We start from the raw sequence: 15,821 nt of genomic DNA on the forward strand, positions 1-15,821 counted from the left end.
CGGCGGAGAGGGCAGCCCAGTGTGGTGGTCGGCCACCACGGTGGGCAATCGTTTCCGCAGAGGAATCCGGGAGGGCCACCCAGGGACACCCGCCGTCGCCCGGCGGGCGGCCGCCGCGAGGCGGACGGAAGGATGACGACGGGGCCTAGCGGGCTCCGCCGGTCCCCGGGACGGGGAACGCCCCGGTGGCCCGGCGCGTGATCTCGCCGTACACCTCGGGGTCGGTCGTGTACTCGCCGAGCACGCAGGTCTTGCGGCTCCCGTGGTAGTCCGAGGACCCGGTGGTGAGCAGCCCCAGTTCCTTCGCCAGCCCCCGCAGCCGCGCCCGGGTCGCCGGGTCGTGCTCCATGTGGTCGACCTCGATGCCGTCCAGTCCGGCGGCGGCCAGCTCGGCGACCGCGGATTCCGGTACGGTCCGGCCGCGCTTGGCGGCGGCGGGGTGGGCGAAGACCGCGACACCACCGGCGCCCTTGACCAGCCGGAGCGCCTCGAAGGGATCCGTCTCGTGCTTCTCGACATGGGCACGGCCGCCGTCGGCGAGCCACTGCTCGGTGAAGGCGTCGTTCACGGTCGGTACGACACCGAGTTCGACCAGGGCCGTGGCCACGTGCGGGCGTCCCACGGAACCGCCGGCGGCGATCCGCGCGACCTGCTCCCAGGTCACCGGCACACCCAGCTCGTTCAGTTTGACGATCATCGCGCGGGCCCGCGGCACGCGGTCGTCCCGGACCAGCTCGCGCTCGGCGAGCAGCTCGGGCTCCTCGGGGTCGAACAGGTAGGCGAGCATGTGCATGCTGACGCCGTCGAGGCGGCAGGACAGCTCGGCGCCGGTGACCAGCGTGAGCCCCTCCGGCAGCGCGGCGATCGCCTCGGCGTGCCCGCGCGTCGTGTCGTGGTCGGTCAGCGCGACGACGTCGAGCCCGGCCGCGCGCGCCTTCCCCACCAGCTCCGCGGGGGTGTCCGTACCGTCGGAGGCCGTGGAGTGGCAGTGCAGATCGATACGCACGACGCGGACTCCAGGCGTGGGGAAACGGAAGCGGACGCTCAAGGATAGCGTTCCTCCCGACCGGTCCTGTCACACCCCAAACCCGGGGTTGCCCCCTACAGGGGCCGTACGGAGGACGGACGGACAGACGCTCCTACGGCTCCAGGATGCGCGGCGAGAGCGCCCCGCACGGGAGCAGTTCCACCTCCGCCCCGGCGTCCCGCAGGTCCGTCAGCACCAGCTCGTCGTACATCAGGAGCCCCGTCTGTTCGGGCCACACGATCGCCCACAGCCACAGTCCGAGCGCCTCCCCCGCGAAGACGGCGCGGTCGTCCGGCGTACCGGTGACATGCCACAGCGGGGTGGGACGCCCGGCGGCGAGCACCTTCGCCTGGGGTGGTTTCTCGACGCTCAGATACGGCCCGGGGTCGGGGCCGTCGATGCCCGCGTACCGCGCGCCGAGGCCGACGCCCAGCTCCTCCGCGATGAGGACGAGCTCTCCGACGCCACCGAGCGGGCCGGGACCCGAACAGGCCACGGCGGTGGCGCGTCCGCCGCTGCGGTCGTCACCGGCGAACGCGGCGCCCGTGAACAGCCAGCCCACGGGCAGCGGCCACGGCATCCAGACGGGCACCTTGGCGCGGTGCACCACGACGCTGAGGGCCTCGACGCTGGGCGGGATCACGGGCTGCAGCGGGTGCACCGTCCCGTGCGCGGCGCACTGCCAGGAGTCGGCAAAGAGGCCGGGAGCCCTGACCCGGCCACCACACTTCGGGCAACTGGGTTCGCCCCTCATAGGGCCCAACGGTCCTCCCCGTGCTTCCTCGCGTCAAGGACGATCACCCGACCGGCGTGTGCGCGTCACATTCCGCACACGACCACCGGTCTCCGGGCGGCGGCCGGTCCGTCGGGCCGGCTGCCGGGATCAACTACCCACATGACCAAGGGAAGCGGCGGTTTTCGGCCACCTGCGGTGCCGCCTCCGGTCACGTATGGCGTGCCGTCCGTCACACGGGGAAGTCGCACCGAACGGTCCGGTCGGCGTCCGGTCGGTCTTCGGTCGGCCTTCGGTCAGTCGAGGGGCACGGAGGTACGGACCGGGTCCCGGAGGTCCGTACCTCGGGCGAGCCAGCGCTCCTGGAGGGCCTGGGCGCCGTGCACCCGCTTCCAGGCCGCCTCGTTGGCGGTCATCGGCAGCAGGGGCAGGAACCGTACGGGGTCGGCGGGCGCGTCGAGTTCGAGGTCCTCGACCAGGCCGCCGGACTCGGCGACGAGCACGGAGGTGAAGGGGGCTCCCGGCCAGAGCGGACCGCCCACGTCGAGAGAGGCGCCGGGCGCCACGATCACCCCTTCGACCTGCGGTGACGCGGCGAGCACGGCGAGCGGGCGGAGCACCTTGTCGGTGTCCGCGACGCCGTTGCGCACGGACAGGACGAGTTCGGCGCGGGGGCCCTTCACCGGGTCGGCGAGGACCGCGGTGGGGTCGGCCATCGGCTGGGCGGACATGCCGAGCGTGGCGTACCGGACGACGTCGCCGTCGGCGAAACGGAGCACCTCGACACGGTCCGTGCCGAGGAAGGTGACCGCGGCGCGCGCGTCCGGTTCGCCCAGCGCGGTGCGCAAACGGGCCTCCACCAACGGAAGAACATCAGCCATGATGCGAGCATAGAACTCGTCAGGAACCGGCAAACGGGCGCCTTGACACCGCAGCCGACTGTTAGTCTGGGCCGCCGGTCGGGACAGCATGCGGGCAGCACGCAGCGGCTTCGCGCTCAAGGCTTCTCATGCCTTCGCGTCCCGGGCCGAAAAGACTGACTCCCCTACGGGGAACCCCGAACGGGGTATGGAACGTCCCTTACGGGGGACCGGCCGGAGGAGGTGGGGCTGCGATGGACCGAAGTCGACCTGGCAGTACCACCCGCTCTTCCGCTCGCCGAGTTCCGTAGCTCCCGTCGTAGCCGTAGTTCTCGCTCCGTCGGCTACCACCCTCGTTTCGCGTCGTGCCGCTCGTCGGTCGTCGCGCATCGGAAGAGCACTTCTTTCCCGTCTTGATCCGAATCGCCGATCGGACGCCTCCCGCTCTCACCGGCCGGGCGTCGCCCGATCTGAATCAAGCGAAGCTGTCACCGCGACGGTGCGGTGCTCCCCGCTTTGTGGACGTGCGAAACATCCGAAGTCAAAACGTCCCCATTCCGGGTAGTTCCAACCGTCGTCGGCGGCCTTTCGTTGCGAAGGAGCCTGCTCATGTCGATGATCCACAACCTGCGTGCCGCGGTCCGCCCGACCCGTCCCTCGCGCCTGTCGCTGCGCAAGGACGGCGGGGTGTACGACGCCACGCGTCCGGCGGAGGCGGCGACGGCCGTCGTGGACTGCGCCGTCTACCGCGACGGGGCGCGCGTCGCCTTCGAGCGCAACCTCACCCCGCACGAGGCGATCCGTCAGGTGCGCCGCGACGGCGGCTTCGTCTGGATCGGCCTGCACGAGCCGTCCGAGGCCGAATTCTCCAATATCGCCGCCGAGTTCGGGCTGCACCCGCTGGCGGTGGAGGACGCGGTGCACGCACACCAGCGGCCGAAGCTGGAGCGCTACGACGACACCCTGTTCACGGTCTTCAAGACCATTCACTACGTCGAGCACGACGAACTCACCGCCACCAGCGAGGTCGTGGAGTCCGGAGAGGTCATGTGCTTCACCGGGCGGGACTTCTTCATCACGGTGCGGCACGGCGGGCAGGGCTCGTTGCGGGCGCTGCGTCACCGGCTGCAGGACGACCCGGAGTTGCTCGGCAAGGGCCCCTCGGCCGTGCTGCACGCCATCGCCGACCATGTCGTCGACGGGTACGTGGCCGTCGCCGACGCCGTGCAGGACGACATCGACGAGGTGGAGACGGAGGTGTTCTCCCCCGGGCGCAAGGGCACCCCCCGGGGCACCGACGCCGGCCGGATCTACCAACTCAAGCGCGAGGTCATGGAGTTCAAGCGCGCGGTGCTGCCGCTGGTGCGGCCCATGCAGCTGCTGAGCGAACGGCCGATGCGGCTGATCGACCCCGACATCCAGAAGTACTTCCGTGACGTCGCCGACCACCTCGCCCGCGTCCAGGAGCAGGTCGTCGGCTTCGACGAACTGCTCAACTCGATCCTCCAGGCGAACCTGGCGCAGGCCTCCGTCGCGCAGAACGAGGACATGCGCAAGATCACGTCGTGGGCGGCCATCATCGCCGTCCCGACGATGGTGTGCGGCGTCTACGGCATGAACTTCGACTACATGCCGGAGACGCACTGGAAGTTCGGCTACCCGGTGGTCCTCGGCGTGACGGTGGCGCTCTGCCTCGGCATCCACCGCACGCTGAAGCGCAACGGCTGGCTGTAGACGGCGCGGGGCTGCGCGGCCGGGCGGGCCGGCGAGTGGGCACCGGGCGGGTGGGCCGGCCGGCTGCGGTGGCGGGGCCGGGGCGTCCGGCGAGGGCACGGTTAGGCTGCCCCCATGACCTCCGACTCCCCGGCCCCCGATGCGCCGACCGTCGCCCCACCGACCGGTGACGCGCTGTTCGATCAGGCCCTCGTCGAAGAGGCCACCAAGAAGTCCGGGCTCGTCTGGGTGCGAGGCGGCGGGGCGCTCCCGGGCCGGGAGGCGCCCTCGCGCGCGCTGTGGCACGTCTGGCACGAGGGGGCGGCGTGTCTGGTGGGTGACGGGCCCGGTGAGCAGCCGTTCCCGGATCTGGTCGACGGGGGTTCGGCCGTGGTGACCGTCCGCAGCAAGGACAAGGGCGGTCGGCTGGTCGGCTGGGCCGCCCGTGTCGTCGAGCTGGCCCCCGGTTCCCCCGCGTGGGAGGCCGCCGTGGCCGAACTCAAGGGCAAGCGCCTCAACGCCCCCGACGGCGAGGCGATGCCGGCCCGCTGGGCCCGTGAGTGCCGGGTGCTCCGCCTGGAGCCGACGGGAACGAACCTGCCGGCACCCGACGGCGACCAGGCGCAGCGCCCGGTACCGACCTCCGCGACGACGCGCCGCCCGATCCCGGCGGCGGTACCCCGCCTGCTCTTCGGCCGCCGCAAGGGAAGCTGAGGCCACGGGCGGGGGTGCGGCTGACCGCCGGGGCGGGTCGGCGGCAGGGCGGTCCGGAGAGGGCAGGGCCCGCCACCGCTCCGTCAACCGGAGAAGGCAAGGCCCGCCACCGACACCCCCGCCGACAACCGGAGCGACCCGCTCCCGGGGCTACGACGTCGGCAGTTGTCGGCCGTAGTCCACGACCGACTTCGCGTCCGGCTCCTCCAGGGTGAAGTCCTTGCCCCAGTCGGTGAGGAGGATGGTCCCGGCGTCGCCCGCGCGGACGAGGCGCAGGGGGTAGGGGGTGCCCTCCAGGGAGACGTCGAGGGTGCCGCCGGAGCCCTTGTCGCCGGTGATGCGGATCGTGCGGGTGCCGGACTGTTCGTGGTGGCCGTCCTTGGACAGCGAGCCGTGCAGGGTGAGCAGGCTGCCGAGGAGGACGTTCTTGTCGGTGAAGCCGCTGAAGCGCTTGTAGGCGGGGTCCCCGGTCGGCACCTTCACGTACATGCCGTCCAGCTTGTCCGCCGCGTCGGTCTCCGACCCATCGTGGTCGCCGCCGTTCTTCCCCGTGTCCTGGTGGTCCCAGAAGTCCTTGTCGGCCTTGAGGAAGAGGTGTTCGCCGACCTTCAGCAGCCGGAACGTGGACCCCTCGGACGTCACCGAACCCGTTCCGCCGTCCTCCTTCAGGCGCATGTCCAGCCGGTAGGTCTTGCCGCTGGTCACCACCGCACCGGACAGCCGGACCGTGTCAGCCGCCGTCGCCGCCGCCCGGGTCGTGCTCTGGATCTTCGCCGGCTCCAGCTTGCCGACCCCGTTCGTGCCCTCGTCGGGGTCCTCGCCGCATCCCGTCAGCCCCAGCCCGCAGGCCACCAGGGTGCAGACGGCGCTCACCAGTGCGGCCCTTCGGGTACGGGGAATCACAGTCACAGGCGATGCACCTCTTCGTGGGGAGTCCAGGCGTACCGCAGAGTACCGGGGCTCCCGGCACACCCAGGAGCCAGTCCGTCCGCACCGCTCACCAGGGCATATCCGATCGGGACGGGCTAGCCTGAAGCCCTCCTCGGCGGACATTCCCCTCGCGACGGGAAGGAAAGGGGCGGCTCATGGCGGCGGTCGCGCCCCGGATCTTCGTCTCCCATCTCTCCGGCGTCGCCGTCTTCGATCCGAACGGCGATCAGGTGGGCCGCGTCCGCGACCTCGTCGCCATCCTGCGGGTGGGCCGGAAGCCACCGCGGCTGCTCGGCCTGGTCGTCGAACTATCCACCCGCCGCCGGATCTTCCTGCCCATGACCCGGGTCACCGGCATCGAGTCCGGCCAGGTCATCACCACCGGGGTGGTGAACGTGCGCCGGTTCGAACAGCGCCCCACCGAGCGGCTCGTCGTCGGGGAACTGCTGGACCGCCGGGTACAGCTCGTGGACACGGGCGAGGAGGTGACGGTCCGCGACATCTCGGTCCAGCAGCTGCCTGCGCGCCGGGACTGGGAGATCGACCGGGTCTTCGTCCGCAAGGGCAAGGGCGGCGCGTTCCGGCGCCACAAGGGCGAGACGCTGACAGTGGAGTGGTCGGCGGTCACCGGGTTCTCGCTGGAGGAGCACGGGCAGGGCGCCGAGAACCTCCTCGCGACCTTCGAGCAGCTCCGCCCGGCCGACCTCGCCAACGTGCTGCACCACCTCTCCCCCAAACGCCGGGCCGAGGTCGCCGCCGCCCTCGACGACGACCGGCTCGCCGACGTCCTGGAGGAACTGCCCGAGGACGACCAGATCGAGATCCTCGGCAAGCTCAAGGAGGAGCGCGCCGCAGACGTCCTGGAGGCCATGGACCCGGACGACGCCGCCGACCTCCTCGCCGAACTCCCGGAGGAGGAGCAGGAGCGTCTGCTGACCCTGATGCAGCCGGAGGACGCGGCGGACGTACGGCGGCTCATGGCGTACGAGGAGAAGACCGCCGGCGGTCTGATGACCACCGAGCCGATCGTGCTGCGCCCGGACGCGACCGTCGCCGACGCGCTCGCACGGGTCCGCAACGCCGACCTGTCCCCCGCGCTGGCCGCTCAGGTGTACGTGTGCCGGCCGCCCGACGAGACCCCGACCGGCAAGTACCTGGGCACGGTCCACTTCCAGCGGCTGCTGCGGGACCCGCCGTACACCCTGGTCAGTTCGATCCTCGACGACGGTCTCCAGCCGCTGGACCCGGAGGCGGCGCTGCGTGCCGTCGCCGGGTTCTTCGCCACGTACGACATGGTCGCGGCGCCCGTGGTGGACGAGAGCGGCTCGCTGCTGGGCGCGGTGACCGTGGACGACGTGCTGGACCACATGCTGCCCGAGGACTGGCGGGAGACGGAGTTCCATCTGCACGAGGACGACTCCGTGACCGTCGCGGAGGAGGAGGCTTCCGATGGCCCCTGACCGGGACGGGCGCGAAGGGCGGCCGGGAGCCCGGGAGAGCCGGCACACGGGGCGTGAGCGGGCGCACTCCGGCGTGGTCGGACGGGAGCGCGCGTCGTCCTCCGCAGGCCCGCAGCGGGAGCGCACGCTCTCCGGGGCCACCGCCCGCCCCCGGACCCGTCTCGACCAGCCGCTGCCGCGCCGGGCCAAATTCCTGCCCGAGTGGGATCCGGAGGCGTTCGGACGGCTCTCGGAGCGGATCGCGCGCTTCCTGGGCACGGGCACGTTCCTCGTCTGGATGACCGTCGTCATCATCCTGTGGGTGGTGTGGAACGTCTCCGCCCCGCGCGACCTGCGCTTCGACAACTATCCCTTCATCTTCCTGACCCTGATGCTCTCGCTGCAGGCCTCGTACGCCGCCCCGCTGATCCTGCTCGCGCAGAACCGCCAGGACGACCGCGACCGGGTCAACCTGGAACAGGACCGCAAGCAGAACGAGCGCTCGATCGCCGACACCGAGTATCTGACCAGGGAGATCGCCGCGCTGCGCATCGGCCTCGGCGAGGTCGCCACCCGCGACTGGCTGCGCTCGGAGCTCCACGACCTGGTCAGGGAGCTGCACGAGCACGACGGGCAGGGGTCGCGCGGGACCCGGACGGTATTCCCGCCGGAACACCCGCGCGGACGTGACAAGGGCGACCGCTGACGGGGCTCCCAGGGGCCCCGCGGGTCGCCGTACCATCGTCCCTATGGCTACGGAAGACGCGGTGCGTGAAGCACTGTCGACGGTGAACGACCCCGAGATCAACCGTCCCATCACCGAACTGGGGATGGTCAAGTCGGTGGAGATCGGTGCGGACGGAGCGGTCGCGGTCGCCGTGTACCTGACGGTCTCCGGCTGCCCCATGCGCGACACGATCACCCAGCGGGTGACGGACGCGGTCGCGGCGGTCGAGGGCGTCACCGGCGTCACCGTCGAGCTGGACGTCATGAGCGACGAGCAGCGCAAGGAACTGGCGGGTGCCCTGCGCGGCGGCCAGGCGGAGCGCGAGGTCCCGTTCGCCAAGCCGGGGTCCCTCACGCGCGTGTACGCCGTCGCCTCCGGCAAGGGCGGTGTCGGCAAGTCCTCGGTGACGGTGAACCTGGCGGCGGCCATGGCCGCCGACGGCCTCAAGGTCGGTGTCGTCGACGCCGACATCTACGGCCACTCCGTGCCCCGCATGCTGGGCGCCGAGGGCCTCCCCACCCAGGTCGAGAACATGATCATGCCGCCGTCCGCGAACGGCGTGAAGGTCATCTCGATCGGCATGTTCACCCCGGGCAACACCCCCGTGGTCTGGCGCGGCCCGATGCTCCACCGCGCGCTCCAGCAGTTCCTCTCGGACGTGTACTGGGGCGACCTGGACGTGCTGCTCCTGGACCTCCCGCCGGGCACCGGCGACATCGCCATCTCGGTGGCCCAGCTGGTCCCGAACGCCGAGATCCTCGTCGTCACCACGCCCCAGCAGGCGGCTGCCGAGGTGGCCGAGCGCGCCGGTTCCATCGCCGTGCAGACCCACCAGAAGATCGTCGGCGTCGTCGAGAACATGGCGGGCCTGCCCTGCCCGCACTGCGACGAGATGGTCGACGTCTTCGGCACCGGCGGCGGCCAGACCGTCGCCGACGGGCTCACCCGCACCACCGGCGCCACCGTCCCGGTCCTCGGCAGCATCCCGATCGACGTCCGCCTGCGCGAGGGCGGCGACGACGGCCGACCGGTCGTCCTCTCCGACCCCGACTCCCCCGCCGGCGCGGCCCTGCGGGCCATCGCGGGCAAGCTGGGCGGCCGTCAGAGGGGCCTGTCGGGCATGAGCCTGGGCATCACCCCGAGGAACAAGTTCTAAGGCGCCTGTCGAGGCCGGGGGGCGCCCCTCAGGGGCGCGGGGAACCGCGCGACACGCCACGGCGCACCCGCAGCCCCCGAACCGCCCGAGCCCTACGGCGATGGAGGGCACCGCAGCACAGCGCAGCGGTGCCCTCCACCCCTATGCGTACGCCTCGATGTCCTTGATCACGGCGAAGCCCAGCCCGTACGCGCTCATCCCTCTCCCGTACGCCCCCACGTGCACGCCCTGCGAGGTCGACCCGGCGAGCACCCAGCCGAACTCGGACTCGCGGTAGTGGAACGGCGTCGGCACCCCGTCCACGGGCAGGGACAGCGTCGACCAGTCCGGCCCGGCCAGGTCGTCCGCGAGGACCCACGCCGTCTCGGTCTGCTGGTCCAGCCAGTCGTCCCGCAGCGAGTGGTCCAGCTGTCCCGGCCAGGTGAAGGACAGCAGCCCCACGCCCGCCAGCCACGCCGCCGAGGAGACCGACGTGGCCTCCAGGACGCCCGTGCCGTCCGCGCTGCGCCGCACGTCGTTCGCGGCGACGGTCACCACGACCGCGAACCGCTCCTTGACCTCGTCGTCCGCCGCGGCGGTGTACTCGTTGCGCACCGAGGGCTCGTCGCCGTGTCCGATCGAACCGTGCTCGACGGCTCCCTCCGCCGACATACCCACCTGCATCAGCCAGCGCGGTCCCGTGAAGGCCTCGTCGAGGCCGTACCAAGGGAAGGGCGCCAGCAGGTAACCATCGACCGTGCGGCGGGCGGAGGGGACCTGTTGTCCGCCCTCCGCGGCCGACGCCTGCGCGCCTACCCGACTCGTCGTCTCCATGCCGGACGCCTCCTAGCTCTCGACGGACCGGAGCGGCCCGCCCCCCACGGGCGTCGTCGCTCGCTCTCCTTACGGTCCGCACAACAACTGGGCAGCATAGCCACAGCTCTCCGAGCAGCAGGGAAAGCGCCCGGCGCGTAGGACGGCGTACGGGCGGCTTCGGTCCGTACGAGGGTGTGCGGCGGTATGAATCGCGTCACGTCGGGGGCACGCCGGCGTCCGGGCGTTCGGCGTGGAAGGGCAGGCCGGAGCCGGTGCGGGCGCTGACGGTGGTGCGGGCGCCGAGCGGCCGGGTGGTACCGGGCGAACGCACAGGTCATACCGGCGAGCGGCTGTGGCCCGTACGGCTCAGGTGGCGTCCAGGTCGTACGGGGGACGCTCGGCCGCCTCGGGCTTCTTCGTCATGTCGATGGTTCCGCCGGACGAGGACGACGCGGAGCCGTCCGAGCCGGAGCCGATGGCGGCGGCGGAGGCGGACGACGACTCGGACTCGCTGCCGTGGACCGCGTCCGTCAGCTCGGCCATCTCCTTCTTCAGGTCGAAGCCGTTGCGGATCTCCTTCAGCCCCAGTTCGTCGTTGTCCAGCTGCTTGCGGATGAACGTCTTGGGGTTGAGGTCCTCGAACTCGAAGTCCTTGAACTCCGGTCCGAGTTCGTTGCGGATGTCCGCCTTGGCGCTGTCCGAGAACTCGCGGATCTTTCGGATCGTCCGCGTGATGTCCTGGATCACCTTCGGGAGCTTGTCCGGACCGAAGACGAGCACGGCGAGGACGACGAGCGTCACCACCTCGAGCGCACCTATGTCATTGAACACCTGAAGCTCCTTGCGATGTCCTCGGTCCCGATCCGCGGGCCTCGGTAGGTCTTCCGTGGTCCGGGCCGGATCCACGGTACCCGGCCATCCCCGCGATCCGGTACCGTCGCACGGCTTCGGACCACGCCCGAGCGACGGGTTTTCCCAGCTGTTTGCCCGGCGGGAGGTTGCGCGGCGCTCCCGCCTGTGAGGTTGCTGTCAGTGCGCGCCCGCCGTCGGGGCCGCCGGCTGACCGTCAGTCGTCACCGGACGAACCCAGCGTGAGCGTGACCGTCCGCTCGTCGCCGTCCCTCAGCAGGGTCAGCTCCAGCCGGTCGCCGGGCCGGTGGGCGCGGACCTTGACGATCAGCTCGTCGCCGGAGTGGACACGCTGGCCGTCGACCGCGGTGATGACGTCGCCCGAGCGGATGCCCGCCCGGTCGGCGGGGCCGCCCGCGGTGACCCCGGCCGCGCCTCCGTCGCCCTTGTCGCCGATACGGGCACCGTCGCCGGAGTAGTCCATGTCGAGGGTGACGCCGATCACGGGGTGGCTCGCCCTGCCGGTGTTGATCAGCTCCTCGGCGACGCGCTTGCCCTGGTTGATGGGTATCGCGAAGCCGAGCCCGATCGAACCGGCCTGGCCGCCGTCGGACTCGGAGCCGCCGCCCGCGGACCGGATGGCGCTGTTGATGCCGATCACCCGGCCCCTGCCGTCGAGGAGCGGCCCCCCGGAGTTGCCGGGGTTGATCGGCGCGTCCGTCTGCAGGGCGTCCACGTACGACACGTCGCTCACGTCGCCGCTCTCGCCCCCGGCCGTGATGGGCCGCTCCTTGGCGCTGATGATGCCGGAGGTGACGGTGTTGGCCAGGTCGAAGGGGGCTCCGATGGCGACCACCGGGTCGCCGACCCGGACCTCCTCGGAGTTGCCCAGGGGCAGCGGCTTGAGGCCGCTGACGCCGGACACCTTGACGACGGCCAGGTCGTAGCCGGTGTCCCGGCCGACGACGGTGGCCTTGGCGGTCTCGCCGCCGCTGAAGGTCACCGATATGTCGCCGTCCGTACCGGCGGGGTCGACGACATGGTTGTTCGTGAGGATGTGTCCCCGCTCGTCGAGCACGAAGCCGGTGCCGGTGCCCTGCGCGCTCGACCCGCTCACATGCAGGGTCACCACGCTGGGCAGCGCGTCGGCGGCGATACCGGCGACACTGCCGGGCGCACGCCCGGTCACGCCGTCGCTGCTCTGCGGCAGTTCGACCGCCCCGACCCCGCCGTTGCGTTCCAGGTACGCGCCCACGGCCCCGCCGACGCCCCCGGCCACGACGGCGATCAGCACGGCCCCGACCAGCAGGCCCCGCCCCCTGCGCCGACGCCGCCGGGTCACGTCGTCCACCGCGCCCCCGTTCTGCTGCAACGACCCCGAGCCCGCCCACGGGTCGTAGTTCCGCCAGGGCCCCTGCGGTTCGGCCGGGAGCGGCCGGGCGGGATCGGCGTAGGCGGCCGGCGCCGGCTGCGACCCTCCCGTGTAGGGCGGCGGCACGGCCTGCGCGGAGTCCCCGAAAGCCGGTGGCGCCGGCTGGGAGGGATACGCGTAGGAGGCCCCCGGGGGCTGGGAGGAGTCGGGGTAGGGCGCCGCGGTGGACCCGGACGCCTGCGCGTACGACGCCGTGGCGGGCAGGGCGGCCTCCGGATGCACGGCCGTACCGGGCGCGGGTGCGTCCGCGCCCGGGACCGTCGGCGCGGGCGGGGGTGTCGCCGAGGGCGCCACCCCCGGCCCGGTGCGTGTCACGGCCGCGGGCGGTGCCGTCTCGCCATGCGTGGGCGTGGGGGCCGCGTGCGCCGGGGTCCCCGTCTCCACGGCGCTCCCGTGGGCGGGAGTCGCCGCCGGGTGCTGGACCGGCGGAGCGGGCGCCCAGGGGCCGGGCTCGCCGTAGGGAGGGGTGCTGTAGGGATCCGGGTCGTGCAGCGGCTCGGGGCGCGCCGAGGGCGTTCCAGGGGCGCTCACGGCACCGGCTTCGCCCTGTTCGCCCTGCTCGCCCGGCACGCGGGCGGCGGCGACAGCGGTGGCGGCCGGCCCGCCTGCACGGGTGGCCGAAGCGCTGTCGGAAGCGGCGGTCCCGAAGTCGTCGGCGGACGGACTCGGCGACTCGCCGGCCGGACCGCTCCCGCTCACGGCAGCCGGTCGCTCCAACTCGAAGTCGCCGTCCGGGTCGTGCCGCCGTCCGGAGGTCGACGGAAAGCGTGACCGGAGCACGGCCCCGGCATCCGGAGTGGCCAGCTCGAAGTCGGAGCCGGAGCCGGAGCCGGAGTCGGGGCCGGAGTGGGAGCCGGAGTCCGTCCCGGTGCCGGCCCCATCGGGATCGGCCACGGTCACCGGCCGCTCCAGCTCGAAGTCACCCTCGGTGTTCTGCTCACGGACCGCGTCCGCGGACGCCCTTCCGGACGAACCAGCGGTCCCCACCGCCCCATCGGCCCTCACGGACCCACCGAGCCCCATTGCGTCGGTGGTCCCCCGCGCCCCGGCGGTCCCCGTGGCGCCGGCCGGCCCCGTGAGCCCGTCGGGCCCCTCGGTTCCGATGTGGTCCCCCGCCGTGTCGGCCCCAGGGCCGTGCGCTCGGGGGCGGCTCCACCACTTCGCCTTCGTGGGCTTCCCCTCGTTCATGTTCTCCCCACACCTAGGGCCCGTCCCAAGGACCGGCCCGCCGCCCACCGTTCACCGAGTTCCGCAGGCCGGGACCGGCCCGAGCGGGACACGGCCCACTCCGGATTCAACCAGGTTCGGGAGCCGGTGGGCAGAACTCGGGGTCAGCGGAGGACAGGAGAGATGGGTGTGGGAGACGAGGCGGGGTCTGGGGCCGTCAGCAGGCCCGGTCCCATCAGCTGGGGCGCCGGGGACCAGTCGGTCAGCTGCAGCTCCAGCGGGGGTGCGGCGGTGAGCGTGCCTATGAGCGGGGACACGGCGGCCGCGTCGACCGGCCCGGGCACCGTCAGCGGGTGTACGGCCCCACGGTCCTGGCCGGCCGGAGCGGGGACCCCGGGCAGCAGGGGCGCGGAGATCTCCGTCGGAGCGACGGGCACCTCGCCCAGGGAAGGCAGGCCCTGCCCGAGCAGCGGCACGACGGTTCCCCGGCGACGCTGCGACTCGGGGGTGGGAACCGTGCTCGCGGCCTGCGTCCGCAGCGGGGTGACATTGCTGCCGGATCCGGGACCGCCGCGGGCGTCGGCCGTCTCGACGGGCGTCACGTTGGTCACACCGCCGAGGGCGATCGCGGCCAGCGACACGGCGCCGGCGGCCACGAAGGCGAACCGCATGCCGCGGGAGGCCGAACGCTCGGACTCCGGCCTGCTCACGGCGTGGATCCGGAAACCGCGGTCGCCCGTGCCCCGGGTGTCGTCGCCGGCCGTGTCCTTCCGGTCCGCCCGGCCGTCCGTTCCCCCGTCGCCGTCAGCGTCACCGTCGTCGGAGAGGCCGCGTCCGCCGCCCAGGAAGCCACCGTCGCCCAGCGTCCCGCGGTCGCCGCCGAGGAAGCCGCGCCCGCTCAGGAAACCGCGGTCACCGAGGAACCCACGGCCGCCGGACAAGCCCCGGCCACCCAGCACTCCACGGCCCTCCGACGGCGTCAGCGCGCCGCCGTGCAGTCCCGACGGGACGTATCCGAAGGAGTCTGCGCCGGTGCCGAAGACGCCGAAGTCGGCGAGGTCACGGGAGTCGGAGGAGCCGGGCAGTGCCGGCCCGCCGACCGCGCGCCCGAGTCTTCCGCCGAAGCCACCGGACAGCGGCGAGCCGCCGTCGTCGTCGCCGCCCGCCGGGAGCATCTGGAGCCGGGCCAGAAAGCTCTCGGAGGGGGGCGGTGGGGCGGCCTCCGCGAAGACGTTCTTCAGGCGGCGCTGCTCGTCCGCCTCCGTCTTGCACTTCGCGCAGGTGGCGAGATGTGCCAGGACGCGGTCACGCGCCTCATGACCGAGCTCTCCGTCGACCAGGGCGGAGAGACGGTCTCCCAGGTGCTGCTCGGCAGACGTAGGACGGGATCCACTCACGCGGGCGCGCCCCCTCCTCCCAGCACGGGCACCCGCGGCACCGTGAACCCGCGGCGCTGCTCGGCCCGGGCCTCCGGGGAGCGGTGTGCCAGGGCCTTGCGGAGCTGTGAGCGGCCGCGGTGGATACGCGAGCGGACCGTGCCGAGCTTGACGCCCAGGGTCGCGGCGATCTCCTCGTACGACAGTCCCTCGATGTCGCACAGGACGACGGCGGCGCGGAACTCGGGCGCCAGGGTGTCGAGGGCCTGCTGGACGTCGGCGTCGAAGTGCGCGTCGTTGAAGATCTGCTGCGGGGTGGGTTCACGGCTGGGCAGGCGCTCGGCGGCGTCGTCCCCGAGGGAGTCGAAGCGGATGCGCTGCTTGCGCCGGACCATGTCCAGGAAGAGGTTGGTGGTGATGCGGTGCAGCCAGCCCTCGAAGGTGCCGGGCGTGTACGTCGACAGGGAGCGGAAGACGCGGACGAAGACCTCCTGCGTGAGGTCCTCGGCGTCGTGCTGGTTGCCGGTCAGACGGTAGGCGAGCCGGTAGACGCGGCCGCTGTGGGTGCTGACGATCTCCTCCCAGGTGGGCGGAGTCCACGCCTGCGCGTGCGCGTCCGTGGTGAAGGTCGCGGTCTGTGCGACGGCGGCGTGGCTGTGGTCAGCGGTGTCGTTCACGGATTTCGGCTTGCCCGCCGATCCGAGAAAGCGCCGTAGCACTCCTCCCCGATCCACAGGCGCGGCCGCACCTCCCCTGTCGGCTCTGGTGGTGTCCAGTGGAGCCCCTACCATAGCCACCTCGCCCGTTAGCTCCGGATAAGCGGTTTTATAGGAAATTGATGTGCGCCGATGTGGCGCATTCGACTGATGCGACCCATATGACTCGGTCAGCACCTGCCCCGAA

At 72.3% G+C, this 15,821-nt stretch carries 14 protein-coding genes; 5 read left to right on the forward strand and 9 right to left on the reverse strand.

Annotated features, from left to right (window positions below; all coding sequences use genetic code 11):
- Positions 1-145 precede the first annotated feature (145 nt).
- From ACZ6BB_RS10755 to ACZ6BB_RS10765, 3 genes are all read right to left on the reverse strand, one after another.
- A complete protein-coding gene (locus ACZ6BB_RS10755; protein WP_471614925.1) occupies positions 146-1,006 on the reverse strand; it encodes a PHP domain-containing protein in 861 nt (286 codons plus the stop codon).
- Positions 1,007-1,139: 133 nt separating this feature from the next.
- Positions 1,140-1,781, reverse strand: a complete 642-nt coding sequence (locus ACZ6BB_RS10760) for a DUF6758 family protein (protein ID WP_033525501.1) — start codon at positions 1,779-1,781, stop codon at positions 1,140-1,142.
- Positions 1,782-2,056: 275 nt separating this feature from the next.
- Entirely contained in the window at positions 2,057-2,641 is a 585-nt protein-coding gene (locus tag ACZ6BB_RS10765; RefSeq protein WP_471614926.1) for a suppressor of fused domain protein, read from the reverse strand.
- A 588-nt stretch (positions 2,642-3,229) separates the two neighbouring features.
- Between ACZ6BB_RS10765 and ACZ6BB_RS10770 the strand changes: the two genes are divergently transcribed.
- Positions 3,230-4,354: a magnesium and cobalt transport protein CorA gene (locus ACZ6BB_RS10770; protein WP_471614927.1), complete on the forward strand. Its 1,125-nt coding sequence runs from the start codon at positions 3,230-3,232 to the stop codon at positions 4,352-4,354.
- Between the two features lie 114 nt (positions 4,355-4,468).
- Positions 4,469-5,047, forward strand: coding sequence for a hypothetical protein (locus ACZ6BB_RS10775; protein ID WP_471614928.1), 579 nt, complete (start codon positions 4,469-4,471; stop codon positions 5,045-5,047).
- A 150-nt stretch (positions 5,048-5,197) separates the two neighbouring features.
- On the opposite strand, the gene ACZ6BB_RS10780 is transcribed toward ACZ6BB_RS10775, so the two are convergent.
- Positions 5,198-5,956, reverse strand: coding sequence for a hypothetical protein (locus tag ACZ6BB_RS10780; RefSeq protein WP_471614929.1), 759 nt, complete (start codon positions 5,954-5,956; stop codon positions 5,198-5,200).
- A gap of 176 nt (positions 5,957-6,132) precedes the next feature.
- On the opposite strand from ACZ6BB_RS10780, the gene ACZ6BB_RS10785 reads away from it, so the two are divergent.
- The 3 genes from ACZ6BB_RS10785 to ACZ6BB_RS10795 are packed head-to-tail and all read left to right on the forward strand — an operon-like array spanning position 6,133 to position 9,299.
- Entirely contained in the window at positions 6,133-7,437 is a 1,305-nt protein-coding gene (locus ACZ6BB_RS10785; RefSeq protein ID WP_471614930.1) for a magnesium transporter MgtE N-terminal domain-containing protein, read from the forward strand.
- Complete coding sequence (locus ACZ6BB_RS10790) at positions 7,427-8,122, forward strand: DUF1003 domain-containing protein (protein ID WP_471614931.1); 696 nt, start codon at positions 7,427-7,429, stop codon at positions 8,120-8,122. The genes ACZ6BB_RS10785 and ACZ6BB_RS10790 overlap by 11 nt, the downstream gene beginning before the upstream one ends.
- Positions 8,123-8,165: 43 nt before the next feature.
- Positions 8,166-9,299, forward strand: a complete 1,134-nt coding sequence (locus tag ACZ6BB_RS10795) for an Mrp/NBP35 family ATP-binding protein (protein ID WP_471614932.1) — start codon at positions 8,166-8,168, stop codon at positions 9,297-9,299.
- 141 nt (positions 9,300-9,440) lie between these two features.
- Here ACZ6BB_RS10795 and ACZ6BB_RS10800 read toward each other — a convergent pair whose 3' ends face one another.
- The 5 genes from ACZ6BB_RS10800 to sigE all read right to left on the reverse strand — a co-directional run bounded on the left by ACZ6BB_RS10800 (position 9,441) and on the right by sigE (position 15,637).
- Positions 9,441-10,112, reverse strand: a complete 672-nt coding sequence (locus tag ACZ6BB_RS10800) for a hypothetical protein (RefSeq protein ID WP_471614933.1) — start codon at positions 10,110-10,112, stop codon at positions 9,441-9,443.
- 348 nt (positions 10,113-10,460) lie between these two features.
- On the reverse strand, positions 10,461-10,925 hold the full coding sequence (locus ACZ6BB_RS10805) for a sec-independent translocase (RefSeq protein ID WP_471614934.1): 465 nt from the start codon (positions 10,923-10,925) through the stop codon (positions 10,461-10,463).
- A gap of 235 nt (positions 10,926-11,160) precedes the next feature.
- The gene (locus ACZ6BB_RS10810) at positions 11,161-13,563 is read right to left on the reverse strand and encodes a S1C family serine protease (protein WP_471614935.1); all 2,403 of its coding nucleotides are present in this window, start codon (positions 13,561-13,563) and stop codon (positions 11,161-11,163) included.
- 143 nt (positions 13,564-13,706) lie between these two features.
- Positions 13,707-14,939 carry an anti-sigma factor family protein gene (locus tag ACZ6BB_RS10815; RefSeq protein ID WP_471614936.1) on the reverse strand — a complete coding sequence of 411 codons (1,233 nt, stop codon included), beginning with the start codon at positions 14,937-14,939 and terminating at the stop codon, positions 13,707-13,709.
- A complete protein-coding gene (gene sigE, locus ACZ6BB_RS10820) occupies positions 14,936-15,637 on the reverse strand; it encodes an RNA polymerase sigma factor SigE (protein ID WP_471614937.1) in 702 nt (233 codons plus the stop codon). The genes ACZ6BB_RS10815 and sigE overlap by 4 nt, the downstream gene beginning before the upstream one ends.
- Positions 15,638-15,821: the final 184 nt, after the last annotated feature.

This window comes from Streptomyces sp. NPDC041108 (genome assembly GCF_055592645.1).